The following is a 22,985-nucleotide window of genomic DNA, read 5'->3' as shown; positions in this document are numbered from 1 at the left end:
CTGCACGCCCGCGTGTGGCTGGACGCAGAAGGTGCGGCGTCAGGCGCGGTGGCGCACCTTCGCGTCGAGGCTGAGGGGGCCCGCGCCGATGAGCACGGCCGCGAGCATCACCGAGAAGTAGAGCAGCGCCAGCTCCATGCGTGCGAACGGATCCACCCGGTGGCGGTAGAGCGCCACCATCATGGTGAAGCCCGCGAAGGCCGCCGCCGGCCGGGTGAAGAGGCCCACCGCCACCAGCAGGCCGCCCACCAGCTCCGCCAGTGCCGCGCACCAGGCGAAGAAGGTGGGGTAGGGGAAGCCGAGCGCCGCGACGCCCCTGGCGAACTGCTCCACACCTCCCGTCACCTTCGGAAGCCCATGGAGCAATGCCAGCGTCAGGCCGAACACCACCCGCACCACCGTCCAGCCCAACATGCCTCCTCGCGAGCCCATCATGATTCACCCCCGCCGGAGGCCGAGTCCTTCTCCGCGCCGCGGCGGATGCCCAGGGCCTTCATCTTCTTGTAAAAGTGGCCGCGCTCGAGATCGAGCAGCCGCGCTGCCTCGGTGACGTTGTCCTGCGTATGCGAGAGCGTGTGCAGGATGATCTCCCGCTCGGCGTCCTCCACCTGCTCGCGGAAGGTACGGTCCACCCGGGGCCGGAAGCCGGTGGCGGGGGCCGGCGGCGCGGGAGCCACCGGAGCCGCGGCGGGAATCGCGGGTGAAGGGGCTCGCGGCGCGGAGGCATCGGCGGGAGGCGGTGCCGGCACGGTGCCCCTGCCGCGCGGCAACAGCTCGGCGGCCTCGTATCCGGCGACGATGGGGCCCTCGCAGAGGATGGCCAGCCGCTCCACCAGGTTGCGCAGCTCCCGTACGTTGCCCGGGTAGTCATAGGCGGCCATCACCGCCAGCGCCTCCGGAGACAGCGACAGCGGCCGGCGCCCGTTGCGCGCACAGGCCTCCTTCAGGAAGGCGTCGATCAGCGCGGGCAGGTCCTCCCGCCGCTCGCGCAGGGGCGGCGAGTGAATCTGCACCACGTTGATGCGGTAGTAGAGGTCCTCGCGGAACCGCCCCGCTTCGATCTCCTTCTCCAGGTTCTTGTTCGTCGCGGCGATGACGCGCACGTCCACCTTGAGCGTCTCCGTGCCGCCCACCCGCTCCAGCTCGCCCTCCTGCAGCACGCGCAGCAGCTTGGCCTGCATGGCCTGGGGCATGTCGCCAATCTCGTCCAGGAAGAGCGTGCCCTCGTGGGCCAGCTCGAACTTGCCCCGGCGCACGCTCACCGCGCCGGTGAAGGCCCCCTTCTCGTGGCCGAACAGCTCGCTCTCGATGAGCTCGTGCGGCACCGCCGCGCAGTTGAGCTTCACGAAGGGCCCGCTCTTGCGCTTCGAGTTCTGGTGCAGCGCCCGGGCGATGAGCTCCTTGCCGGTGCCGTTCTCGCCGGTGATGAGCACGCGGCCCTCGGAGGGCGCCGTGCGCTGGATGAGCGAGAAGATGCGCTGCATGGCCGGGCCATTGCCCACCATGTCGTAGCGGCCCACCTCCGCGCGCAGCGCGCGCAGCTCCTCCATGACCGCCTGGTGCTTGAGCGCGTTGCGCAGCGCCACCAGCAGCCGGTCGCGGGCGATGGGCTTCTCCAGGAAGTCCCGCGCCCCCAGCTGCGTGGCCTTCACCGCCGTGTCGATGGTGCCGTGCCCGGACATCATGATGACGGGCAGCTCCGGCTTGCTCTCCATCAGCCGGCCCAGGACCGTCAGTCCGTCCATGTCCGGCATCTTCACGTCCATCAACACCACGTCCACCGGGCGCGCGGACACCACGTCCAGGGCCACCTGGCCGCTGGCCGCCAGCTCCGTGCGGTAGCCCGCCAGCTGCAGCGACGTCTGGAGGGTCAGGAGGATGTTCTTCTCGTCATCGACGATGAGGACGGTGGCGGGCATGGGGCGCACCGTTCCGGAAATCCGCTGGCCGTTCAAGGGCCGCGGGGCCCCAGGCCGTTCACTCCGAGGCGACTCCGAAGGGGGTACAGATTTGTCCTACATCCGCTCGGAGAGGGAGGAGACGGACGGCGAGCGCACGTCACATCCGCTCCAGGGGCCCTCCTTCTCCATGGACTCTTTGGACTCAGAGGAGGCCCACCGTGAGCACCTACTCCGTTCGCAGCGGGGACACCTTGTCGGCCCTCGCCAAGAAGTTCCACACCACCGTTGCCAGGCTCGCCCGGGACAACGGCATCCAGGACCCCAGTCGCATCACGGTCGGGCAGAAGCTGACCGTCCCCGACAGCATCGAGAAGCCTCGCCCCTCACCGGGTGGCCGTCCCACCAGCCGCCCGAGCACACCCTCGGCGAGCAGTGGCCTCATGGCGGGACTGACCCTGCCCGCGGGTGACCTGAAGGAGGGTGCTGGCGGCAACGACGTCGAGTTGCTCCAGCGTGCCCTGGTGAAGGCGGGCCACCTCACCCAAGCGGAGATGAACACGGGCCCGGGCACCTTCGGTCCCAGGACCGAGGTGGCGCTCAAGGCGTTCCAGGCCGCTCATGGTGTGCCCGCCACTGGCTATTACGGGCCCAAGACGCGCGCCGCCTTCAAGAAGCTCGGTGCCAGGATCGGCGGCTCCACCAGCCCCGGCCCCTCCGTGCCCGGCACCCAGGGCGGCGTGTCGCTCGCGCAACTGCGCAAGATCATGCCCAACCTCTCGCAAGCCAAGGCCGGGCAGTACCTGCCTCACCTCAACAAGGCCATGGCCGAGGCCAGCATCAACACCTCCAAGCGCCGGGCCGCCTTCCTCGCGCAGCTGGCCCACGAGAGCGGCGAGTTCCGTTACATGGAGGAGATCGCCTCCGGTGCCGCCTACGAGGGCCGCAAGGACCTGGGCAACACACGGCCGGGGGACGGCAAGCGCTTCAAGGGCCGTGGCCCCATCCAGCTCACCGGCCGCTCCAACTACCGTGCCGCGGGCAAGGCGCTGGGCATCGACCTGGAGAACAACCCGACCCGCGCCGCCGACCCGGACGTGGGCTTCCGTACCGCGGCCTGGTTCTGGAACAGCCGCAAGCTCAACACCTACGCGGATGCGGGCAACTTCCGTGAGGTCACCCGCCGCATCAACGGCGGTTACAACGGGCTCGCCAGCCGCGAGGCGTACTACAAACGCGCGCTCGGCGTGCTGACCTGATGCACGGTTCCCCCTGCGCCGGGCTACGGCAGTGGGGCAACCTCCTCCCGGGTGTTGCCCCGCTTCATTCCCGTGTGAAACACGGTGCTGGGCACCGTGATGTTCGGCGCCCGGTTCAACCCGAGCTTGATGTACACGTCGGTGCCGGTCCGCGCGGGAGTCCGGGCAAGCACCTGCTGGTCGTTGTGCCACAGCTCGACGAAGCCCTGGGTGGGCTGCTCCGAGAACCCGAGGTGGATGACGAACCGCTGCCAGCTCCCACGCTGGAGCGGCGCGCTCCACAGCGGCTCGTTCCTGGAGCTGAGCCGGAGTTGGATGCGGTCGCCCCGGGTCTCGAGCACCACCGGAGCCGCGGTGGCTCCGGAGATGGGAGTCCAGGAGACCAGCACCTGCCATTCGGGCGTCGAGGGGTAGTCCTGGGGGAAGAACGTGGCCCACCCGTAGAAGGCCTCGCTGCCCTCCTTCTGGAGGACATCCGACCGGAGCACCTGGCTCCGGTTTCCGTTCTCGACCTTGTCCCCGGGGAGGACGGTGAACCTCGCCGCGTGCTTCAGCCCGCCCAGCGGGGCCGGCATTCCCTCGACCTTCACCCGCTCCGTGCCCGGGCGCTGATCCTGGCTCTGGACCTTGGTCCATTGGGACAGGTCTCCGGTGGAGAAGTCGCCGCTCCAGGCCGGGGTAGGAGTGCCTGGAGCGGGGGCCTCCGGTTTTTCCTCGGTGGGTGGTGGCGGGGGTGGAAGGGGAGCGCCGCTCCGCACCTGCTCCAGGGTGGAGCCCGTCAACATCGGGGAGTGGTAGACGACGTTGACCGTTCCGATGCCGTTGTTCCGGTACAACCCCTGTTTCACATAGACGTAGGGAGTCCCCGGATACAGCGTCTGGATGTTGTCCTTCCGGAAGTGCTCGCCGTTGCACCACAGCTCGACGAGCCCGTTCTTCCCGGTGGAGAGCCGGACGTGGACCGTGAAGTCGTACCATTTCCCGGGCTCCACCGGGTGGGTCCAGAGCGGGGGCGCGTCATGGTTGCCATGCTGGCGGACGATGAGCGCCAGGAAGTATCCACCCCCCTCCCGCGGTTTGCGCTTGCGAACCTCGAGCGCCATGGGCGGCGCGCCCGAGATCTCCGAGGGCCTCTTCCCCGTGTGGTGCCACTGGGTGAAGACCAGACTCTTGATCTTCTCCTTCTCGGGCCCCTCGGGCAGGGTCGACGGATCGAACATCGTGCTCCAGCGGTAGTAGAGCTCCGTGCCTTCGCCCAGGGGGGTCACATCGCTTTGGGACAGCTCCGCGCGCTCGCTTCCGCCCACGGGCCTGTCGCCCGGTTTGACGGTGAACTTGAACGCGCACGGATAGCCGGGGGGCCGCTTTCCCGGGTCGGTGACCAGCTCGAGCCGATCCCTGTCCGCGATCTGCGCCATGAACCACTGGGGAGGTTTGCGGAGCTTCTTGTTTCCCTTCGGGAAGTCCACCAGCCTGCACGCATCGCCCAGGTCGAACGCGGCCCGGCTGGTGCCCGGCAGCAACGCCAGCACCAGGCTCACCAGCAACGTCCACCCACCTCGCTTCCATGGCCGCATGCCGGTTCCCTCCCCCCGCCTCGAATCTCCGCACGTGCAGAGAATGAAACAACCCTCGCGTGGGAACGACGCTCCGGTTCGCGGCGGAACATCCACCTCCTCCAGGAGGGTGACGGCCCGCAGTCTCAGCGGCGCACGGCCTCGAGGTAGATGAGGTTGCCGACCTCGTCCCGGAAGAGCCGGTGGGTGGCCAGCTCGCTCCGGGGGATGTCCTGGAGCCACTCGCGCACCTCGTGCTCATCCCGGTAGATGAGCCACCAGTCCATGAAGGCTTCCATGTAGGCCTTGCAGCCGGCGTCGAAGGTGGTGTCGACGTAGTTGGCCAGCAGCAGCTTTCCGCCGGGGCGCAGCATCGAGAAGAGCAGCCGGGTCAGCCGGATGGCGATGGACTGGGGCAGGTAGTCGTAGAGGCCCGCCGCGTAGATGAAGTCCAGGTCGGAGAAGGCCAGCTGCCCCTTCAGCACCGCCTTCACGGAGCCGGGGATCGCCTCGACACCGAGCGGCACCAGCTCGCGCTGGACCACCGCCAGGCTCTTCGGATCCTGATCGACCGCCAGGAACCGGCCGAGCCGCCGCTCTCGCACGGCCTGGGAGAGGTGGGCTTCCCGCAGGTGTCCGCAGGCCAGCGAGAGGACGCGTGCGTCCGAGACATCCTCCGAGAGCTCGTTGATCCGCCGGGCCAGCAGGTCCCTCCTCCCGCGGAGGCTGACGGCACTCGGCTGCTCGTACATGAACTGGCAGAGCTCCTGTCCCAGCTTCGAGGCGCGGGCCCGCTCCGGCATCTCGGTCTGGTACATGAGATCGAGGAGCACCGCGTCTCCCGCGTAGCCTCGCGGTCTCGCGAAGCTGCGGCGGGCGATGGGATCCTGGTGCACGAGCTCCCGGAGCGGGTGCGTGAGACAGGCGCGGCAGAACTGTTTCCAGTCCTCGCCATCCAGCACGGAGCGCGCATGTCCCAGCGTGGAGAACAGGAGCTGCATGCCCCTCCGGGCCTCGCCACGCGCGAGCGCGTCACAGGCCTGGTCCAGCCCATTCCGATGGAAGGCCCACCCATCCCCCAGGAGGCCCAATGGCCGCTGCTCGACCAGTCCGACCTCATGGTCTCCCCGCTCCACGCCTTCCACTCGGATGAACTCTTGCATGTCCGTCTCTCCCGGGTCTCTACATGCTGAAGGGCAAAACCTCTAAGGTATGCATCGCGAATCACGGAGCGTGAAGGTCCGCCTCGTGGCTGTCCCTGGGCCCGATGAGAGGCTCGTCCCGAGCTTCGTCTGGCATACGGGGGAGCGAGAGGAGTCGTTGCTACCGCCGCCCGTCACGCTCACCGCCAGGATGCCTGGCATTGGCGCGGCTAGTAATAGACGCCTGTGATTGAAGGGGACTTCCCGTTCTTTGAAGAAAGCGGCACCGGCGCGGTGATTTCATCCCACGCCGGTGCCCGGATCCTTCAAATCGGCTCCGCCACCGGCAGGGTGAAGGAGAAGGTGCTGCCGTGTCCTGGAGTGCTCGCCACGTCGATGCGGCCGCCATGGGCCTCGACGATTCCACGGGCGATGGGCAGTCCCAGCCCCGCTCCCTCCCGCGCTCCCTCCTTCGCCTGCCAGAAGCGCTCGAAGAGGTGGGGCAGGTACTCGGAGGGTATTCCCGGCCCCGTGTCGACGACCGAGATGCGCACCGCCTGCTCCTCGCGCCTGGCCTCGAGGGTGATGCTGCCTCCCGCGGGCGTGAAGCGCAGGGCGTTGCCGATGAGGTTGGAGAACACCTGCAGCACCCGGCCGCGATCCGCCATCACCGGGGGGAGCCCGTCCTCCACCAGGCGCTCCAACCGGAGCGAGCGGGCCTCGGCCAGTGGCCGGTGCAGCTCCACGGCCTCGTCCAGCAGGCCCCCGACCTCTTCCAGGCGCCGCTCCACCGTGAACCGCCCCGCGTCCACCTTCGTCGCGTCGAGCAGATCCTGGATGAGGTGGACGGCCCGATCCGCCGAGCGGCGGATGACCTCGAGCTGTTTGCGCCACACCTCCGTGTCCTCGATGGAGTGGGGCCGCTGGAGGCGGCTGGCCGCCAGGGAGATGACGTTGAGGGGGTTGCGCAGATCGTGCGAGACGATGGCCAGCACCTCGTCGCGGGCCTCGGTGGCTCGCTGGGACGCCCGGTAGAGCCGGGCGTTGTCGATGGCCAGGGCGGCGCGGGCCGCGAGCGCCTCGGCCAGCACGAGCTCCGCGGGGCCGTAGCGCCGGCCCGAGTTCGTGTAGGCGAGGATGAAGGCCCCGAGCGTGCGTCCGCGCGCGACGAGCGGGATGGTCAGCGTCGAGCGCCAGCCGAGCTGCTGCAGGATGGAGTAGTACGCGTCGTTGTCCGTCGTTGCCCAGAGGAAGGCGTCGGTGACCTCGGGGACGAGCTCCGGCTTGCCGGTGCGCACCACGGCCTGCACGCCCACCGCCGCGTTCGGCTGCACCGGGAGCCGTTCCAGGTAGGCCAGCAGCGGCTCCTGGGCTGGATCCTTGTGCGCCATGGCGACGCGGCGCAATTCATCGCCCTCGAGCATCGCCACCAGGCAGCAGTCGGCCAGGCGGGGGACGATGAGCCGGGCCAGGCTCTGGAGCGTGGCCTCGTACTCCAGCGCGGCCACCAGCACCCGGCTGGCGTCGGAGAGGAATTGCTGCGACTCCTCGGCGCGCTTGCGGTCCGAGATGTCGCGCATGATGGTGGAGAGCATCTCCAGCCGGCCGTTCGCGTCCCGGTGTGCCAGCAGCACCTGGGAGATGGGCATCTCCCGGCCATCCGGGGTGCGCAGGACCGTCTCTCCCGTCCACGCGCCCTCGCGCACCGCGGTGGACACCCCCTCGGTGAGCAGGCGCCAGGCGGCCTTGGGCGAGTGCGATGAGGCCAGGCGCCAGAGGCTGGCGTCGTCCGTCTCGCTCAGTCCCACCATGCGCCGGCCCGCGCGGTTGAGGTAGAGGCCCCGGCCCTGCGCGTCGGCGATCCCCACCATGTCCGGGGTGGCCTCGATGATGGTCGTGAGGCGGCTCTGCACCTGCTCCGCCTTCTTCCGCTCCGTCACGTCCCGCAGGTAGATGGAGACGCCCTCGCTCGAGGTGCTGAGGTGACAGGCGAACCAGGTGCCCGCCAGGTCCAGCTCGCAGTCCACGGCGGACTGCCCGGCCAGGAGCTGACGGGTGGCCTGCACCAGCCCGCCCGGCTCGTCCGAGGGGAGCAGCTCGTCCAGCCGCTGGCCGAGCAGCTGCTCTCGCGGGCAGCGCAGCACCTCCGTCGCGCGGCGGTTGACGTAGGTGAGCCGCTGCTCCGGGTCCACGACGATGAAGGCATCTGCGAGCTGTTCCAGGATGGCCTCGGCCCGCGCGCGCGCGGCCTGCTCGTGGCTGAGCTGCCGCTCCTCCTGCTCGCCCCGGGACTCCATGGGCCGCAGGGCACAGGCGAAGCCGACCAGCCGACCATCCGGGTCATGCAGGGCGGTGAGGATCTGCCGGGCCCGGAAGCGGGTGCCGTCCCGTCTCACCCGCCAGCCCACCTCCTCGCTGCGTCCCTCCTGTGCGGCGCGCCGCAGCGCCCGCTCCGCCTGCTCCCGTGCGTCGGGCACGTAGAGGACCGAGAGGGGCTCGCCCACCACGTCCGCCACCACATGTCCGGTGAGCTCCTGGGCGCTCCGGCTCCACAGCTGGACATGACCCCGGGCATCCAGGCCCGACATGGCCCCATCCTCGCCTTGCGTCAGCATCAGCAGGGCCAGTTGCCCTGGCTCCACCTCTTCTTCCGCCAGCGGGCGCTCTCCCCTGGGTTCCCATTCTCCAGGAACACCGTGGACACTCTGGGGCAATCGGCACCTTCCTTCCGGGCAGTCCCCTCATCCTCCATCCCGTGGTGTGAGGATGGTGGTTCCGGGGGAAAACCTGCCAGGGGGAGTCCGACATGCCAGGAGGTCTGGTGGGATGAGCCATCTCCAGGACGGCCGCCCGGGGCCCGGCCGGCCGATGCTGGGCGGGGCGGGCCTTTACGCGCCTGTGGCCCGGCTCGCTCTCCCAGTGCTAGTTTCCGCGCCCCATGGCCAAGTCCCCCTGTCCCGTTTCGCTGTCGCAGTTCCAAGAGAAGGCCGAGCCGCTGAAGGTGACAATCAACGGCCAGGAGATGATCGCCGAGGTGAAGGCGTTCTCGACCGGCTCGTTCGGCTGGTACATCAACGGCAAGACGACCGTCACCGTCGACGGCAAGCCGCTGTCGGTGCAGATCGGCATGAACCTGACCGTCGTCGGCTCCAAGGAGGCCGAGCGCTGAACGGGTAAAGCCCGCCTGATGGGTCGGATTAGGCGCTTCGGTCCGATGCACGTCGGTGGTGGCCCTGAATCGGAACCTTCCGGCGGGGCCAAAAGGCTTTGACTCAGCGTTCCAGTGCGGGCTAGACGCGGGCCGGCTGACTCGTCCGTTGGACGACATCTTTTTTGGAGGAAGAATGCGTCGGATTTCAATGGTCGCGGGGCTGGCCCTCGCCGTGGCGGTGCTGGCTGGTTGTCCGCCGACGTACCCCAACTGCAAGAGCGACGAGACCTGCCAGGAGAAGGGCGAGGTCTGTGTCAATGGCACCTGCCAGGAGTGCTCCACCGACGCCAACTGCAAGGAGGGCTTCGCGTGCCAGGGCAACAAGTGCGTGCCGAAGGGCCCCGAGTGCTCGCGTGACGAGCAGTGCCAGGGTGGGCAGATCTGCGAGGCCGGCAAGTGCTCGGCGCCGCAGTGCAGCGCCACCACGCCGTGCCAGGCGCCCCAGGAGTGCCAGAAGGGCCGCTGCGCGCTGCCTCCCGGCGCCTGCGTGTCCAACACGGACTGCGGCGAGGGCCAGGAGTGCCAGGGCAACAAGTGCGTGGCCGCCGCCGCCCAGGCCGGTGAGTGCAACTGGGAGCCGCTGCGCTTCGGCTTCAACGAGGCCTCCCTCACCTCCGAGGACCAGACGCGGCTGAGCGAGCTGGCCCAGTGCATCAAGAGCACTGGCGTCAAGGGCACCATCCAGCTCGCCGGGCATGCGGACGAGCGTGGCACCGAGGAGTACAACCTCCAGCTGTCCCAGAAGCGCGCCGCCTCGGTGAAGAAGTACCTGGTGGACCTGGGCCTGCCCGCCGGCTCGCTGAAGACGGTGGGCTACGGCGAGAACCGGCCGGCCGCGCAGGGCGCCGACGAGGAGTCCTGGGCAACCAACCGTCGCGTCGAGTTCGTGCGCTAGCCGGGTATGAGGTAGGCTGCGCGCGAAATGGCCTCGACCGAGACCGAGACGACGCGGCAGTCCTACCTCGTGTTTGCCTGTGGCAGCAGCTGGTACGCCGTGCCCGCTGAGTGCGCGGCGGAAGTCGTCAGCTTCCCCGAGCTGACGCGGGTGCCCGGAGCTCCCGGGCACCTGCTGGGAGTCTTCGCCCACCGCGGGGAGGTCATCCCCGTGGTGGACATGGGGATGCTGGTGTCCGGGGAGAGCGAGCCCACCCGCCGCGCCGTGCTGGTGCGGTTGGGGCGCGGCACGCTGGCCCTCACCGCCAGCCGGGTGGCCGGGGTGTCCCAGGTGGACGGCCGCCTGGAGCCCCTGGGCGCCAACGGGGTGCACCTGCACCTGCGCGGGCCCGCTCGCAGCGCCCAGCGCGACGTGGCGGTCATCGACCCCGAGGGCCTCTTCGATCACCTCAGCCAGGGAGGCTGAGCGATGGTCGCGGGCAGCCGTATCACGGGCATGCTCCTGTGCCGGGCGGGCGCCGATCGGGTGGCCTTCCGCGCGCACGAGGTGGCCACCATCGAGTCTCCCAGCACCTTTGGAGGGACCACCGGTTCGGCGTGCCAGGGCTTCGGCCAGTGCGCCGGCGCCGAGCGCATCCTCGTGGCCGCCACGGGGGAGTCGGTGGGTGTGGATGCGCTGGAGATCGACGCCGAGCCACTCGTCCTGCTGCCGGCCCCGGCGGTGCTGGGCCGGGTGGCGGGTGGCAGCCTGCGTGGCTTCGTCCAGGCGCACGGCATGCTGTGGCCGCTGATGTCACTGGCGGAGTTCGGGCGTTTCCTCGCGCCCTCTACCCGGGAGGCGGCGTGAGCGCACCGCGAGGGCTGGAGGGTCTGGCGGTCTGGACCACGCAGCCGTCCTTGTTCGGCAGCACGGTGGGGCTGGTGCTGGCCCTGGTGTATGGGCAGCTGACCGACTCGCTGCCTCGGGACAGTGGCTGGCTCTTCCTCGGGCTGATGGTGTCGGTGCTGGCGCTGAACACCGCCCTGGCCATCGCCCAGGAGCGGCACGCGCTGCGCGTGCTGCGGGCGGTGGAGCAGGGGCGCCTGACGCCCATCCCGGAGAACCTGCGCCGGGCGCTGCAGGAGGTGCGTCGCATCCCCGGGCGCTGCTTCTGGTTCACCCTTCAGGGTTGGCTGGGCGGCGCGCTGCTGCTGGCGGTGACGTTCACTCCCCTGGCGAACGCGCACTGGACCATGGGCCTGCGCATCGGGATGGTGGGGCTGTCGCTCGGCCCGCTGTCCGGCATGCTCGTGTATCTCATGGTGGTGCGCCGCAGCCGCCGCGCCGCCGAGCGCATCGCCGAGCAGGGCCTGTCCCCGCAGGAGATCATCGCCGCCCTCCCGCCCGAGAAGCTGCGGTTGCGGCGGCGGCTGGTGCTCTTCACCGCCATGGCGGTGCTCAGCCCGTCCGTCTTCATCCTCGACGTGTCCGTGACGCGCACGGTGCACACCTTCGATCAGATCCTCGAGACGAAGGAGCTGGTGGTGCAGCAGGAGGTGGTGAGGCGCGCGCGCCAGGACACCCGTCTGCCCCTGGCGTTGCTCGCGGGCCTGGTGGTGGCGCTGGTGGTGGGCACGGCGTACGTGGCCGGTACCGCGCTGGCCGAGCCCCTGCGCGCCCTCTCCGAGGACGCCACCCGCATCGCCCAGGGCGAGGTGCGCACCCCGCGCTTCATCCCCGCCGAGGACGAGGTGTGGGCCGTGTCCGGTGCCTTCACCCGCATGCAGGCGCAGCTGGCCCAGGCGCTGGTGCAGCTGCAGCGCGCGGGCCTGCAGATCTCCTCCACCACGGAGCAGCTGGTGGCCACGTCCGCGGACCAGGAGTCCGGGGCGGGTGAGCAGGCCATCTCGCTCAACGAGACGCGCGCCACCACCGAGGAGCTGGCGCGCTCGGCCCAGCAGATCGCCGTCAACGCCGAGTCGGTGTCGGCCATGGCGGAGACGACCTTCGGGGCGGCCCAGAGCGGGCAGCGCAGCGCGGCGGCGTTCCTCGCGGCCATGCACCGCATGAAGGGGGACAACCAGGCCATCGCCGACGCGGTGGTGCGGCTCAACAAGCGCGTGCAGCAGATCGGCAAGGTGGTGGAGTTCATCAACGAGATCGCCGACAAGTCGGACCTGTTGGCGCTCAACGCCGAGCTGGAGGGCACCAAGGCGGGCGAGCCGGGCCGGGGCTTCTCGCTGGTGGCCGCGGAGATGCGCCGGCTGGCGGAGAACGTGCTGTCCTCCACGCTGGCCATCGAGCGGCTCATCGATGAAATCCGTGACGCCACCCAGGCGGCGGTGATGGCGACGGAGGCGGGCCTGAAGACGACGGATCGCGGCGCGGCACTGGCGGCGCAGGTGGATCAGAGCCTGGGCCTCATCCTCGAGCTGGCGCGGCAGACGTCGCACGCGGTGCGCTCCATCTCCCTGGCCACGCAGCAGCAGCAGACGGGCACGGACCAGCTGGCCGCGGCCATGGGCGACATCCTGCGCGTCACCGAGGAGAACGCCGAGGCCACCCAGCAGATGGTGGCCGCCAACACGGACCTGGCCTCGCTGGCCAGGGACTTGAAGTCCACGGTGCAGCGCTTCCGCGTGGCGGAGAGGGAGGGGTGATGGTCGGCCCTCGCTTGCTCCGGGCCCGGCGCCCCTTCAGCCGCCAGCTGTTGATGGCGGTGCTCTACGCCAACTTCACCACCGCCGCCCTCAGTGGACGCTACGCGCAGCTCATCTTCGGCGAGGAGCGGGACGACAGCTTCTCGCTGTTCCTCCGGCTGGCGGGGGTGTTCTCCCTCTTCGCCATGGGGGTGGCGGTGGTCCTCTGCCTCCGCCGGTTGCGCGTGCTGCGGAGCGTGGAGCTGGCCCGGGGCCCGTGTGAGCCGGCGCGGCTCGAACAGGCGCTGCTGGAGCTCCACCGGCTCGCGGACTTCGCCTTCGGGGCCACGCTCGTGGTGTGGCTGCTCTCCTCCGTCTTCATCAACCTGGGGATGTGGGCGGCTGGCACGCCCATGGACTCCTCCATGGTGATGCGCATCGGTCGGCCAGGGCTGCTCTTCGGTCCTCTCTCCGCGCTGCTGACCTACTGCATCCTCACCCTGCGGGTCCGGCAGGTGGCGTTGGACCTGGGACCCCTGGGGCTGACGCCCGAGCTGGCCATCTCCGTGGCGCCCCGGCGCTCGCAGATCCGCCTGAGGCTCGTCGTCTTCACCGCCATCGTCGTGGTGACGCCGGCGCTGCTCATCTGGGACGTGTCCTCGGCGCTGGCCGACCGGGCGTTCGAGCAGGTGCTGGCGCAGGTCCACCCGGAGCGGCAGGTGGCGCTGGTGGATGATCTGCGCACCAAGGCCCTGCTGTCCGGTGGGTTGCTCTGCGTGCTCATCTTCGGGGTGGCGCTGGCCGCCGCCTACCTCGGGGGCACGTTGCTCGGCCGCCCCATGCGCCAGCTGGGCGAGGAGGCCCACCGCATCGCCGAGGGAGACCTCAGCCGCCAGCGCCTCATCCCCGCCGAGGACGAGGTGTGGTCCGTCTCCGCCGCCTTCTCCACCATGAGGGCCCACCTGGGCGACGTGCTGGCGCAACTGCGGCGCGCCGGCTCCCGCATCGGCTCCACCACGGAGGAGATCCTCTCCACCTCCGCCCGCTATGAGGCCGGCGCCGCCGAGCAGGCCAGCTCGCTGGACGAGACGAGCGCCACCACCGAGGAGCTGGCGCGCTCGGCGCGGCAGATCGCCGAGAACGCCGGCTCGGTGGCGGAGATCGCCCACAAGACGCTCGCGGCGGCCAAGGGAGGCCAGGCCAGCGCCGAGGCCTTCCTCGAGACGATGAACCGCATGCGCCACGACAACCAGGCCATCGCCGCGGCGGTGGCCCGGTTGAACAAGCGGGTGCAGCAGATCGGGAAGATCGTCGAGTTCATCAACGGGGTGGCCGACAAGTCGGACCTGCTGGCGCTCAACGCGGAGCTGGAGGGCACCAAGGCGGGCGAGGTGGGGCAGGGCTTCTCGCTGGTGGCCGCGGAGATGCGCCGGCTGGCGGAGAACGTCATCGAGTCCACCAAGGAGATCGAGGGACTCATCGAGGAGGTGCGCGACGCCTCGGGCGGGGCGGTGCTGGCCACCGAGGGCGGCGTGCGCGCCACCGAGACGGGCACCACGCTGGCGCAGCAGGTCTCCGAGTCGCTGCGTCAGATCGTGGAGCTGGCCGGGCGCACCTCGGACGCGGTGCGGGCCATCTCGTTGGCCACCCAGCAGCAGCAGGGCGGGACGGATCTGCTGGCCGAGGCCATGGCGGACATCCTCCGCATCACCCAGCAGAGCCACAACGCCACCAAGCAGGTCATCAGCGCCAATGGAGACCTCTCCTCGCTGGCGCGTGACTTGAGGGGCGTGGTGGAGCGCTTCCAGATCGACCCGGGTGCCACGCCAGGGGGCAAGGTGTGAGCGCGCGGGAGAAGCTGCTCAAGCAGTTCCGCGAGCTGGTGGGGGTGCGTCTGGAGCGCATCAACCGCCGCGTCATGGAGCTGGAGTCCGGCGCCAACCTGGAGGCTGGCCGCACCGTGCTGCGCGAGCTGCACGGCCTCAAGGGCGAGGCCCGGATGATGGGCTTCGACGACATCAACGCCGTCGTCCACGAGATGGAGGAGCTGGTGCGCTCCACGGAGCGCGCCGAGCATGCGCTGTCGGCCGGCTCCATCGACGCGCTCCTCCATGCCGCGGATGCGGTGCTGGCGCTGGCGCTGGCCGGAGCGGCGCCCGAGCCGCAGCAGGAACCCCCCGCGGTGGACAAGCTGGTGCGCTGGCTGCGCGAGTGCATCCGGGCGGAGGGGGTCGGCACGGGCGGAGAGCCGGACACGCAGGGCCCGGCGCAGGCCACCCCGCCCGCGCGCAAGGAGACCCGGGACACCTCCCGGGACGCCAGGGAGCCCCAGCGGGATGACCGGGAGGAGGTCACCCCCGCGTGGGGCTCGGCGCCGCTGAGCGTGCTGGCTCCCTCGTTGGTGTCCCGGCAGCCGACGCCGCCGCCCCTGCCGTCACCCGTCGCCGCGCCCCGCTCGCCCATGGTGGGCCGGACGGTGGCGGTGGAGCCTCCGCGCGCGCAGTCCTCGGCGACGGTCGCGGCCACCATCGGACGGATGCCCCCGGCCTCGCCCGAGTCGCCGCCCCGGACGGCGTCCGTCCCGGGGCTGCGCTCGGGAGATCGCGCGGACGGCTCGGTGCGCATCGGCGTGGCGAGCCTGGACCTGCTGACGAGCGCGGTGACCAACCTCACGCAGGTGTCGCGCCGGCGCGAGCTGGCCACGGCCCGGCGCCTGGAGCTGGCCCGGGAGCTGAGCCTGCTGGCGCGCGCCGCGGAGGACCTGGGACCGGCGGCGGGTGCACTGGCGGAGCGGCTCGGCAAGGCGAAGGAGCTGGCCGCCACCCTGCACCGCGAGGCGAAGCTGCTGGCCAACGAGGAGCTGCGCGACCTGGGCTACGTGTCCGACGAGGTGCAGCGCCTGCGCATGCTGCCGCTCTCCGTCCTCTTCGAGCCCTATCCGCGCATGGTGCGGGACCTGGCGCGCGAGCTGGGCAAGGAAGTGGAGCTGGTGGTGGACGGCGAGGACACCCGCGCCGACCGGGCGGTGGTGGAGGCGCTGAGGGATCCGTTGCTGCACCTGGTGCGCAACGCGCTGGACCATGGGCTGGAGTCGCGCGTGGACCGGGTGGCCTCGGGCAAGCACCCGCGCGGGCGGCTGACGCTGAGCGCCGCGCGCGACGGCAACCGGCTGGTGCTCCGGGTGGAGGACGACGGGGTGGGGCTGGAGCCCGCGCTGCTGCGCCGGGCCGCGGTGCGCAAGGGCTTCCTGGACGAGTCCTCTGCGGCGGCGCTGTCGGACCAGGGCGCGCGCGAGCTCATCTTCCTCTCCGGCTTCACCTCGCGCGAGGTGGCCACGGACATCTCCGGGCGCGGCGTGGGGCTGGACGCGGTGCGCAGCTCCCTGAGGGCCCTGGGCGGGGACGTGCTGGTGGAGTCCACGCCGGGCCGGGGCACGCGCTTCGAGCTGCGGGTGCCGGTGTCCCTCACGGTGGCCCCGCTGCTCTTCGTGAAGGTGGCCGAGGAGACGCTCTGCCTGAGTGCCGTGCACGTCTCGCGGGCCATGAAGGTGGAGGCCTCGCAGATCCGCGAGGTGGCCGGGCGGGCGGTGCTGGAGGTGGATGGGCAGCCCATGCCCTTCGCGTCCCTGGGGGCCCTGCTCGGGCTGTGTCCGGAGCAGGTGCCGGGCGAAGGGGCGCTGGTGCTGGTGGTGCGCAGCCAGGGAGCCGTGGCCGCGCTGGCGGTGGACCGGGTGTTGGAGGAGAGCCTCCAGGCCATCCTGCCGCTGAAGGGGTTGCTGGCGCGCTTTCCGCACCTCACCGGCGCCACCACCCTGGCGGACGGCCGGCTCGCCATGGTGCTGTCGGCCGCCCACCTGATCGTCAGCGCCCAGGGGGCCGCGAGCCTCCGGGTCCCGCGCGCCGCCACGCCCCGCCCTCCGCCTCCTCCCCGCCGCCGCATCCTCGTGGTGGACGACTCCCCCCTCACCCGGGAGCTCATCGCCTCGCTGCTGGAGGCCGTGGGGTACGACGTCGTCATGGCCACCGATGGCATGGAGGCCCTGGACATGCTGGGGAACACGAAGGTCGATCTGGTCTGCACCGACCTGGAGATGCCCCGGGTGGACGGGTTGGAGCTGACCCGCCGGCTCAAGGAGCATCCGACGCACAAGGTCCTCCCGGTGGTCATCCTCACCACCCGTGGAGGAGAGGAGGACCGGCAGCGTGGGTTGTCCGCCGGTGCGGACGGCTACATCACCAAGGGTGACCTGGTGCGTCAGGATCTGGTGGACGTGGTGGGCCGGCTCCTGGGCTGACGGGCGGCTGAAGGACACGTGGCCACATTGGGTATACTCCGGGGGACGCGCACGGGGTATGGAAGCCACATGGGCAAGAAAGTGTCGGTGCTGGTCGTCGACGACTCGCACATCTGCCGACAGCTGATCTGTGAAGCACTGAGCAGGGATTCAGATCTGGAGGTCGTCGGGACCGCGAACAACGGGAAGGAGGCCCTCGACGCCGCCCGCGAGCTGCGCCCGCAGGTCATCACCATGGACGTGGAGATGCCGGTGATGGACGGGCTCACGGCCGTGGAGCACATCATGGCGGAGGTGCCCACGCCCATCCTCATGCTGACGGCGGATCCGCGGCATCAGGCGCCGGAGCTGACGTGCCGGGCGCTGGAGCTGGGCGCGCTGGCGCTGCAGATAAAGCCCGCCATCGATGCGGGGACGGATGCGTGGAACCTGTCGCGCGAGGTGAAGCTGCTGTCCTCGGTGCGGGTCATCCGGCACATCCACAGCAAGCGGCGGCCGCCGCTGCCGGGCACCGCCGGGCCGACACCGGCCCCGGTGATGGGGATGCCATACGGGGTGCTGGCGGTGGCCAGCTCCACGGGAGGCCCGCAGGTGCTCTTCCGGATGCTGTCGGAGCTGCCGGCGGACTTCCCCACGCCCATCGTCATCGTGCAGCACATCAACGCGGCCTTCTCCGAGTCGCTGGCGGGCTGGCTGGCCAACTCGTCGAAGCTGAAGGTGCGGCTGGCGCAGGACGGCGAGCAGCTGCTGCCGGGCAACGTGCTGATCGCCCCGCCGGGGCAGCACCTGGTGATTCCCTTCCGGGGACGGGTGGCGCTCAAGCCGGGCGTGGAGCGCGACGGGCACATGCCGTCGGGGACGGTGCTGCTGGAGAGCGCGGCCAAGGCGTACGGGCGGCGCACGATGGGGCTCATCCTCACCGGCATGGGTGAGGACGGCGCGGACGGCATGGTGGCCATCAAGCAGGCCGGAGGCGTGACGGTGGCCCAGAACGAGGAGTCCTGCGTGGTGTTCGGAATGCCGGGGACGGCGGTGGCGCGCAAGGCGGTGGACCACATCATCCACGGCGACGACATCGCGGGCGCGCTGGTGCGGCTGGCCCGGGGTGAGTCCCTCGCCGTCGGGCGCTGACACCCGGTGCCCCCTCTGTTTCCTCCTGGCTACGGTCCCGTCCACGCCCTGGTGGCGCGGCGGACGGGCATGGCCTTGAGTGATCTGCAGTGCCGCCGGCTCGACGAGAAGCTGGCGGCGCGGCCGGGGGGACAGAGCGCGCAGTACCTGCTGTTCCTGCAGTCGCCCGCGGGCGCCGGGGACCTGGCCGAGCTCATCGACGCCATCACGGTCCAGAAGACGGACCTGTTCCGGGACGAGTCCCAGCTCTCGGCGCTGCGCACGCACGTGCTGGAGCCGCTGGTGGCGCGCAGGCGCCGGCCCCTGCGCCTCTGGAGCGCCGGCTGCGCCACGGGCGAGGAGGTGGCCACGCTGCTGGTGATGCTCGCCGAGATGGGGGCGGACACGGGCAGCACGGTGCTGGGCACGGACATCTCGGAGACGGCGATCGCCCGGGCGCGGGAGCTGTGCTTCACCTCGGAGCAGCTCCAGCGGGTGCACCCCATGGTGCGGGACCGGTGGTTCGTCCCGGTGGGCGGGGGCCGCTTCACGCTGGTGGCCCACCTGAAGGATCGGGCCAGCTTCGCCTGTCACAACCTGATGGACTCGCCGTACCCGACGGCGGCGGAGGGGCAGGGGTTCGATCTCATCGCCTGCCGCAACGTCCTCATCTATTTCACCACGCAGTCCTTCGACCGGGTGGTGGGGTTGCTGTCCGAGCGGCTCGCGCCCGAGGGGCTGTTGATGCTCTCCGCCACCGAGCCGCTGCTGCGCACCCCGCCGGGCCTGCGCATCGTGCGCTGTGACCAGGCCTTCTTCTATGCCCGCGCGCTGGAGCCCGCGCCCGCCGCGAGCCCGGTGCCGCCCGTGGCGCCGAGGACGCCGAGCGGCAGTGGCTTTCCGGCGGTGGGGTCACGGCCACCCGTGGCGCCGAGGACGCCGAGCGGCAGTGGCTTTCCGGCGGTGGGGACGCGGCCGTTCCCGGATGCGGGCACGCCTCCGGCCGCCACCGTGGACAGGGCCCCGGAGGCACGCAACTCGGGACGCTTCCCGGCCATTGGCGCCGAGCGGCCCCCGGCGCTGGGGGCGCCCGTGGCGGACAGTGCGCACTCGGAGGCGGAGGCCCTCTTCGCCCAGGTGCTGGAGTGGGCCGCGGAGGCGAGCGACGTGAGCCCGCAGACGGCGGACACGCTGCGGCGCTGCCTCACGTTGGATCCGGACCTGGCCTCGGCGCGCTACCTGCTGGGGATGGTGCTGGAGCAGCGGGGCGCGCTGGCCGAGGCCGCCGCGGAGTACCGCAAGGCCCTGCGCTCGCTGGAGGAGGGGAGGGCTCGCGCCACGCCCTTCTACCTCAACAACGCCCGGCTCCAGGTGGCCTGCGCGCGGGCCATCGAGCGGCTGGAGCGCGCCGCCTCCACCCCGCCGCGTTGACGGGCAGGCGGGCTGGCTCCGGGAGCGTGAAGAAGCCCACGCGGGCCGGAGGGTTTGCCCGTAAGATGCGCCCCCTATGCGAAGGCTTGCACTGATCGCCCTCCCGCTCGCGATCTCCGGCTGTTTCTACCCCGCGGACCGTGGGCGCGCGCTGGAGGCCCGTCTCGAGAAGATCGATGCCACCCAGGCCCAGCTCCAGGCGGAGCTGAAGCAGACGCGCGCGCAGCTCGATGCCACGCTGCCGCGCATCGACGAGAAGGTCGCCGAGGTCACCAAGGCCCTGCAGAGCCTGGACACGGCGTCGCGCCGCACGGGCGCGGACATCAGCGTCCAGCTGCAGAAGACGGTGGAGGATCTGGCGCAGCTGCGCGGCCAGGTGGAGACGTACCTCTACAAGATTGGCGAGCTGGAGGCGGCGCTCGCGAAGACGAACGAGGAGACGGAGAGCAAGCTGCTGGCCCTCAAGGGCGAGGCGGCCCTCAAGGAGGCCGAGGCCCGGAAGAAGGCCGAGGAGCTGAAGCGGCCCGCGGACAAGAAGGAGTTCCTCGCGCTGGCGCAGGAGAAGGCCAAGGCGGGGGACACGGCGGTGGCCCGGCAGCTGTACACGGAGTTCCTCAAGAAGTGGCCGAAGGACGCGCTGGCGGCCGAGGCCCACTACGGGCTGGGCGAGACGTACTTCGCCGAGGACAAGTGCCGCGAGGCCCTGCCCGAGTACGGCAAGCTGCTGCAGGAGTACCCGAAGGCGGAGCCCACGCCGGACGCGTACCTGCGCTCCTCGGACTGCTTCAAGAAGCTGAAGATGCAGGAGGAGTCGCGGCTGGCGTTGGAGGAGCTGGTGAAGGCCTATCCGAAGTCGGAAGCGGCGAAGACGGCGAAGAGCCGGCTGGCGGAGCTGGACAAGGCGAAGAAGAAGGGAACCAAGAAATGAGACTGCGTCTGACGCTGCTCTCCCTGCTCGCGCTGCTGCTGACGCCCCTGGTGGCGGGCGCGGCGCCCAAGCAGGTGGTGCTCCTGTTCACCGGAGACAACGGGGGCGAGATCGCCCCCTGTGGTTGACGCCACAACCCGTCTGGCGGTCTGGCCAGACGAAAGACGGCCCTCACGCGGGAGCGCGCGAAGGGGCCGGTGCTGTTGCTGGATGCGGGCAATGCGCTCTTCAAGTCCTCGAACCCCGGCGGAGATCCGACGGAGAAGGCACGTGCACAGCTCCTGCTCGAGCAGATGAACGCATTGGGCACCGCGGCCATGGCCGTGGGCCTGCGCGACCTGACGCTCGGGACGGACTTCCTCGTGAAGGCCACCCAGGGACCGGACGCGAAGATGAAGCTGCTGTCCGCCAACCTGGTGGACGCGAACGGCAAGCCGCTCTTCCCGGCGTCCACCGTGCAGACGGTGAACGGCGTGAAGGTGGGCCTGGTGGGCATCTCCCCCGAGGGCCCGGTGGCCACGCAGAAGGGCGTGGTGGGCAGGCCCCCGGTGCCGGCGGCCATCGCCGAGTCGCGCCGTCTCCGGGAGAAGGAGAAGGTGGACGTGGTGGTGGTGCTCGCCGCGGTGCCCTACATGGATGCCGTGACGCTCTCCACCCAGGGGGGCGATGCCATGGACTTCATCGTGCAGTCGCACGAGGGGCGGAGCCAGGGCGTGGCGCAGCGCAACGACTACGCCACCCTGGTGGCTCCGGGGGAGCGGGGCCGGCAGCTCGCCCGCCTGGAGCTCTCGCTGGATGGGGGGAAGGGGCCCTTCGTGGACCTCACCGAGGCGGATCGCGCCCGGGAAAACCTGAAGATCCTCGACGACAACATCCAGCAGGCGAAGAAGCGCCTGGCGTCCATGAAGGACGAGGCGGCCCGGAACGCGCTCCAGGAGGCCGTGACCAACTTCGAGTCCCGGCGCAAGGCGCTGGCGGCGCAGGCGGGGGGGGGCACACAAGGGGTCAAGCGCACCCACCGCCTCACGTACATCCAGCTGGGGAGCGATGTCACGGATGATGCCGAGCTGAAGAAGCGGGTGGAGCGAATCGAACCGCCCGGTTCCGCATCTCATTAGTCCTGGACGGGGCCCGGAGGCGGGCCTTGTGCCGGGGCCGGTCCGCCGTTATAAGCGCCGGCCTACCTCTAGAACGCCAGACCTCCCACCTTGGGGTGGGGGCAAGGCGCGGGAGTCGTTGACCATGAAGCCTGAAATGCATCCGGTCTATCCGCCGGCTCGTATCACCTGCGCGTGCGGCAACGTCGTCGAGACCAAGTCCACCCGTGGCTCGTTCACGGTGGAAGTCTGCTCGAACTGCCACCCCTTCTTCACGGGCAAGTACAAGCTGCTCGACACCGCCGGTCGCGTGGAGAAGTTCCGCAAGAAGTACGCGGCCAAGCCCGCCGAGGGTGCCGCCGCCGCCGAGGGTGGTCCCGCCGCCGCTCCCGCCGAGGGCACTGCCCCCGCCGCGAAGAAGACCGCCAAGAAGGCCAAGGCCTAGTCTCTTCCGTCACGCTTCGTAGCACCCGCCGAGCACGGTGCCGGAGGTCTCCCCGAGAGACACTCCCACCGTGCTCGCGGCGTTTCTGGCGCTCGCGATTCACGTCAAGTTTCAGGGTGCTACAGACCAGAAATTGGACGTAGCAGCGTGTTGACCGCACAGTCCGCCCCGTCACGACGACCCCTGACGGAGGCGAGATGTCCGCGGAAGCCGCAGCTCCTGCCCTGAAGCTTGTTCAGCCCTCGCTGCGCGAGAGCCTTTTCGCCAAGAGCGATGCGTTCCGGCTGTACCAGGGCGACAGCCTGGCGCTGCTCGAGCAGTTCGAGCCCGGTACCTTCGACATGGTGTTCGCCGACCCGCCCTACTTCCTGTCCAACGGCGGCTTCACCTGCAAGAACGGCAAGCGCGCCGCGGTGAACAAGGGCGGCTGGGACGTGTCGCGCGGAGTGGAGGAGGACCACGCGTTCACCTCGGCGTGGCTGAAGGCGTGCCAGCGGGTGCTCAAGCCCACGGGCACCATCTGGGTGAGCGGCACGCAGCACGTCATCTTCTCGGTCGGCTTCGCGATGCAGAAGCTGGGCTACAAGCTGCTGAACACGGTGACCTGGTACAAGCCGAACGCCAGCCCGAACCTGGCGTGCCGCTACTTCACGCACTCCTCCGAGCTGCTCATCTGGGCCTCGCCGAAGCCGGCCGCGAAGCTGCAGCACACGTTCAACTACGCGAAGATGAAGGCGGAGAACGGCGGCAAGCAGATGCGCGACGTGTGGGCGCTGCCGCGCACGGGCGACGAGGAGCTGACGGCGGACGAGTCGGGCCGGGTGTGGACGATGACGGCGCCGCGGCGCGAGGAGAAGGCGCACGGCAGCCACCCCACGCAGAAGCCGGTGTCGCTGCTGGAGCGCGTCATCGAGGCGAGCACCCCCGAGGACGCGCTGGTGTTGGACCCGTTCAACGGCAGTGGCACCACGGGCGTGGCGGCGCTGAAGCTGGGCCGGCGCTACGTGGGAATCGACCTGGACGAGAAGTACCTGAGCCTGTCGCAGAAGCGGCTCGTCGAGGCCGAGCGCGCGGCGCGCTGAGCCCGCCGCGCGCCGGGGC

General features: G+C 70.5%; 19 protein-coding genes and 1 pseudogene. 15 read left to right on the top strand and 5 right to left on the bottom strand.

Annotated features, from left to right (window positions below; all coding sequences use genetic code 11):
- Nucleotides 1–39: 39 nt before the first annotated feature.
- Together JRI60_RS36250 and JRI60_RS36245 are read right to left on the bottom strand one after the other, a co-directional pair.
- Nucleotides 40–414: a DoxX family protein gene (locus JRI60_RS36250; protein ID WP_239469921.1), complete on the bottom strand. Its 375-nt coding sequence runs from the start codon at nt 412–414 to the stop codon at nt 40–42.
- 17 nt (nt 415–431) lie between these two features.
- A complete protein-coding gene (locus JRI60_RS36245) occupies nt 432–1,919 on the bottom strand; it encodes a sigma-54-dependent transcriptional regulator (RefSeq protein ID WP_204220489.1) in 1,488 nt (495 codons plus the stop codon).
- A gap of 200 nt (nt 1,920–2,119) precedes the next feature.
- Between JRI60_RS36245 and JRI60_RS36240 the strand changes: the two genes are divergently transcribed.
- On the top strand, nt 2,120–3,157 hold the full coding sequence (locus JRI60_RS36240; protein ID WP_204220488.1) for a LysM peptidoglycan-binding domain-containing protein: 1,038 nt from the start codon (nt 2,120–2,122) through the stop codon (nt 3,155–3,157).
- Between the two features lie 23 nt (nt 3,158–3,180).
- Here JRI60_RS36240 and JRI60_RS36235 read toward each other — a convergent pair whose 3' ends face one another.
- The 3 genes from JRI60_RS36235 to JRI60_RS36225 form a co-directional block, all read right to left on the bottom strand.
- Entirely contained in the window at nt 3,181–4,734 is a 1,554-nt protein-coding gene (locus JRI60_RS36235; RefSeq protein WP_204220487.1) for a polysaccharide lyase, read from the bottom strand.
- A 125-nt stretch (nt 4,735–4,859) separates the two neighbouring features.
- A complete protein-coding gene (locus JRI60_RS36230) occupies nt 4,860–5,876 on the bottom strand; it encodes a class I SAM-dependent methyltransferase (RefSeq protein ID WP_204220486.1) in 1,017 nt (338 codons plus the stop codon).
- A gap of 305 nt (nt 5,877–6,181) precedes the next feature.
- On the bottom strand, nt 6,182–8,497 hold the full coding sequence (locus JRI60_RS36225) for a PAS domain-containing sensor histidine kinase (protein ID WP_204220485.1): 2,316 nt from the start codon (nt 8,495–8,497) through the stop codon (nt 6,182–6,184).
- Nucleotides 8,498–8,793: 296 nt separating this feature from the next.
- On the opposite strand from JRI60_RS36225, the gene JRI60_RS36220 reads away from it, so the two are divergent.
- The 14 genes and pseudogenes from JRI60_RS36220 to JRI60_RS36160 all read left to right on the top strand — a co-directional run bounded on the left by JRI60_RS36220 (nt 8,794) and on the right by JRI60_RS36160 (nt 22,966).
- Nucleotides 8,794–9,024: a hypothetical protein gene (locus tag JRI60_RS36220; protein WP_204220484.1), complete on the top strand. Its 231-nt coding sequence runs from the start codon at nt 8,794–8,796 to the stop codon at nt 9,022–9,024.
- 175 nt (nt 9,025–9,199) lie between these two features.
- Complete coding sequence (locus tag JRI60_RS36215; RefSeq protein ID WP_204220483.1) at nt 9,200–9,961, top strand: OmpA family protein; 762 nt, start codon at nt 9,200–9,202, stop codon at nt 9,959–9,961.
- A 27-nt stretch (nt 9,962–9,988) separates the two neighbouring features.
- On the top strand, nt 9,989–10,426 hold the full coding sequence (locus JRI60_RS36210; protein WP_204220482.1) for a chemotaxis protein CheW: 438 nt from the start codon (nt 9,989–9,991) through the stop codon (nt 10,424–10,426).
- Between the two features lie 3 nt (nt 10,427–10,429).
- Nucleotides 10,430–10,807, top strand: a complete 378-nt coding sequence (locus JRI60_RS36205; protein WP_204220481.1) for a protein CrdC — start codon at nt 10,430–10,432, stop codon at nt 10,805–10,807.
- Nucleotides 10,804–12,600, top strand: a complete 1,797-nt coding sequence (locus tag JRI60_RS36200; RefSeq protein ID WP_204220480.1) for a methyl-accepting chemotaxis protein — start codon at nt 10,804–10,806, stop codon at nt 12,598–12,600. The genes JRI60_RS36205 and JRI60_RS36200 overlap by 4 nt, the downstream gene beginning before the upstream one ends.
- Nucleotides 12,600–14,423 carry a methyl-accepting chemotaxis protein gene (locus JRI60_RS36195; RefSeq protein WP_204220479.1) on the top strand — a complete coding sequence of 608 codons (1,824 nt, stop codon included), beginning with the start codon at nt 12,600–12,602 and terminating at the stop codon, nt 14,421–14,423. The genes JRI60_RS36200 and JRI60_RS36195 overlap by 1 nt, the downstream gene beginning before the upstream one ends.
- Entirely contained in the window at nt 14,420–16,873 is a 2,454-nt protein-coding gene (locus JRI60_RS36190) for a hybrid sensor histidine kinase/response regulator (protein ID WP_204220478.1), read from the top strand. Before JRI60_RS36195 ends, JRI60_RS36190 begins: the two co-directional genes overlap by 4 nt.
- A gap of 69 nt (nt 16,874–16,942) precedes the next feature.
- Nucleotides 16,943–18,004, top strand: coding sequence for a chemotaxis-specific protein-glutamate methyltransferase CheB (gene cheB / locus JRI60_RS36185; RefSeq protein ID WP_204220477.1), 1,062 nt, complete (start codon nt 16,943–16,945; stop codon nt 18,002–18,004).
- 69 nt (nt 18,005–18,073) lie between these two features.
- Nucleotides 18,074–19,414 carry a CheR family methyltransferase gene (locus JRI60_RS36180; protein ID WP_204220476.1) on the top strand — a complete coding sequence of 447 codons (1,341 nt, stop codon included), beginning with the start codon at nt 18,074–18,076 and terminating at the stop codon, nt 19,412–19,414.
- 76 nt (nt 19,415–19,490) lie between these two features.
- Complete coding sequence (locus tag JRI60_RS36175; protein WP_204220475.1) at nt 19,491–20,342, top strand: tetratricopeptide repeat protein; 852 nt, start codon at nt 19,491–19,493, stop codon at nt 20,340–20,342.
- Nucleotides 20,339–20,470 (top strand): hypothetical protein, encoded by a 132-nt coding sequence (locus tag JRI60_RS54710; RefSeq protein ID WP_257455477.1) that lies wholly within the window; start codon nt 20,339–20,341, stop codon nt 20,468–20,470. The genes JRI60_RS36175 and JRI60_RS54710 overlap by 4 nt, the downstream gene beginning before the upstream one ends.
- Nucleotides 20,471–20,539: 69 nt before the next feature.
- Nucleotides 20,540–21,460 carry a 5'-nucleotidase gene (locus tag JRI60_RS36170; protein ID WP_204220474.1) on the top strand — a complete coding sequence of 307 codons (921 nt, stop codon included), beginning with the start codon at nt 20,540–20,542 and terminating at the stop codon, nt 21,458–21,460.
- A 124-nt stretch (nt 21,461–21,584) separates the two neighbouring features.
- Nucleotides 21,585–21,803: pseudogene (rpmE, locus tag JRI60_RS36165) on the top strand (50S ribosomal protein L31); the annotation flags it as partial.
- A gap of 278 nt (nt 21,804–22,081) precedes the next feature.
- On the top strand, nt 22,082–22,966 hold the full coding sequence (locus tag JRI60_RS36160; RefSeq protein ID WP_204220472.1) for a DNA-methyltransferase: 885 nt from the start codon (nt 22,082–22,084) through the stop codon (nt 22,964–22,966).
- Nucleotides 22,967–22,985 lie beyond the last annotated feature (19 nt).

It is taken from the genome of Archangium violaceum (assembly GCF_016887565.1).
Lineage (GTDB): Bacteria > Myxococcota > Myxococcia > Myxococcales > Myxococcaceae > Archangium > Archangium violaceum_B.
The sequence above is the reverse complement of the archived record's forward strand: the minus strand, read 5'-3'. Positions and strand labels throughout refer to the sequence as shown.

Coding starts and splice junctions, on each gene's coding strand:
- JRI60_RS36250 (WP_239469921.1), bottom strand. CDS start 414: ATGTTGGGCTGGACGGTGGTGCGGGTGGTGTTCGGCCTGACGCTGGCA.
- JRI60_RS36245 (WP_204220489.1), bottom strand. CDS start 1,919: ATGCCCGCCACCGTCCTCATCGTCGATGACGAGAAGAACATCCTCCTG.
- JRI60_RS36235 (WP_204220487.1), bottom strand. CDS start 4,734: ATGCGGCCATGGAAGCGAGGTGGGTGGACGTTGCTGGTGAGCCTGGTG.
- JRI60_RS36230 (WP_204220486.1), bottom strand. CDS start 5,876: ATGCAAGAGTTCATCCGAGTGGAAGGCGTGGAGCGGGGAGACCATGAG.
- JRI60_RS36220 (WP_204220484.1), top strand. CDS start 8,794: ATGGCCAAGTCCCCCTGTCCCGTTTCGCTGTCGCAGTTCCAAGAGAAG.
- JRI60_RS36215 (WP_204220483.1), top strand. CDS start 9,200: ATGCGTCGGATTTCAATGGTCGCGGGGCTGGCCCTCGCCGTGGCGGTG.
- JRI60_RS36210 (WP_204220482.1), top strand. CDS start 9,989: ATGGCCTCGACCGAGACCGAGACGACGCGGCAGTCCTACCTCGTGTTT.
- JRI60_RS36205 (WP_204220481.1), top strand. CDS start 10,430: ATGGTCGCGGGCAGCCGTATCACGGGCATGCTCCTGTGCCGGGCGGGC.
- JRI60_RS36195 (WP_204220479.1), top strand. CDS start 12,600: ATGGTCGGCCCTCGCTTGCTCCGGGCCCGGCGCCCCTTCAGCCGCCAG.
- cheB (WP_204220477.1), top strand. CDS start 16,943: ATGGGCAAGAAAGTGTCGGTGCTGGTCGTCGACGACTCGCACATCTGC.
- JRI60_RS36180 (WP_204220476.1), top strand. CDS start 18,074: ATGGCCTTGAGTGATCTGCAGTGCCGCCGGCTCGACGAGAAGCTGGCG.
- JRI60_RS36175 (WP_204220475.1), top strand. CDS start 19,491: ATGCGAAGGCTTGCACTGATCGCCCTCCCGCTCGCGATCTCCGGCTGT.
- JRI60_RS54710 (WP_257455477.1), top strand. CDS start 20,339: ATGAGACTGCGTCTGACGCTGCTCTCCCTGCTCGCGCTGCTGCTGACG.
- JRI60_RS36160 (WP_204220472.1), top strand. CDS start 22,082: ATGTCCGCGGAAGCCGCAGCTCCTGCCCTGAAGCTTGTTCAGCCCTCG.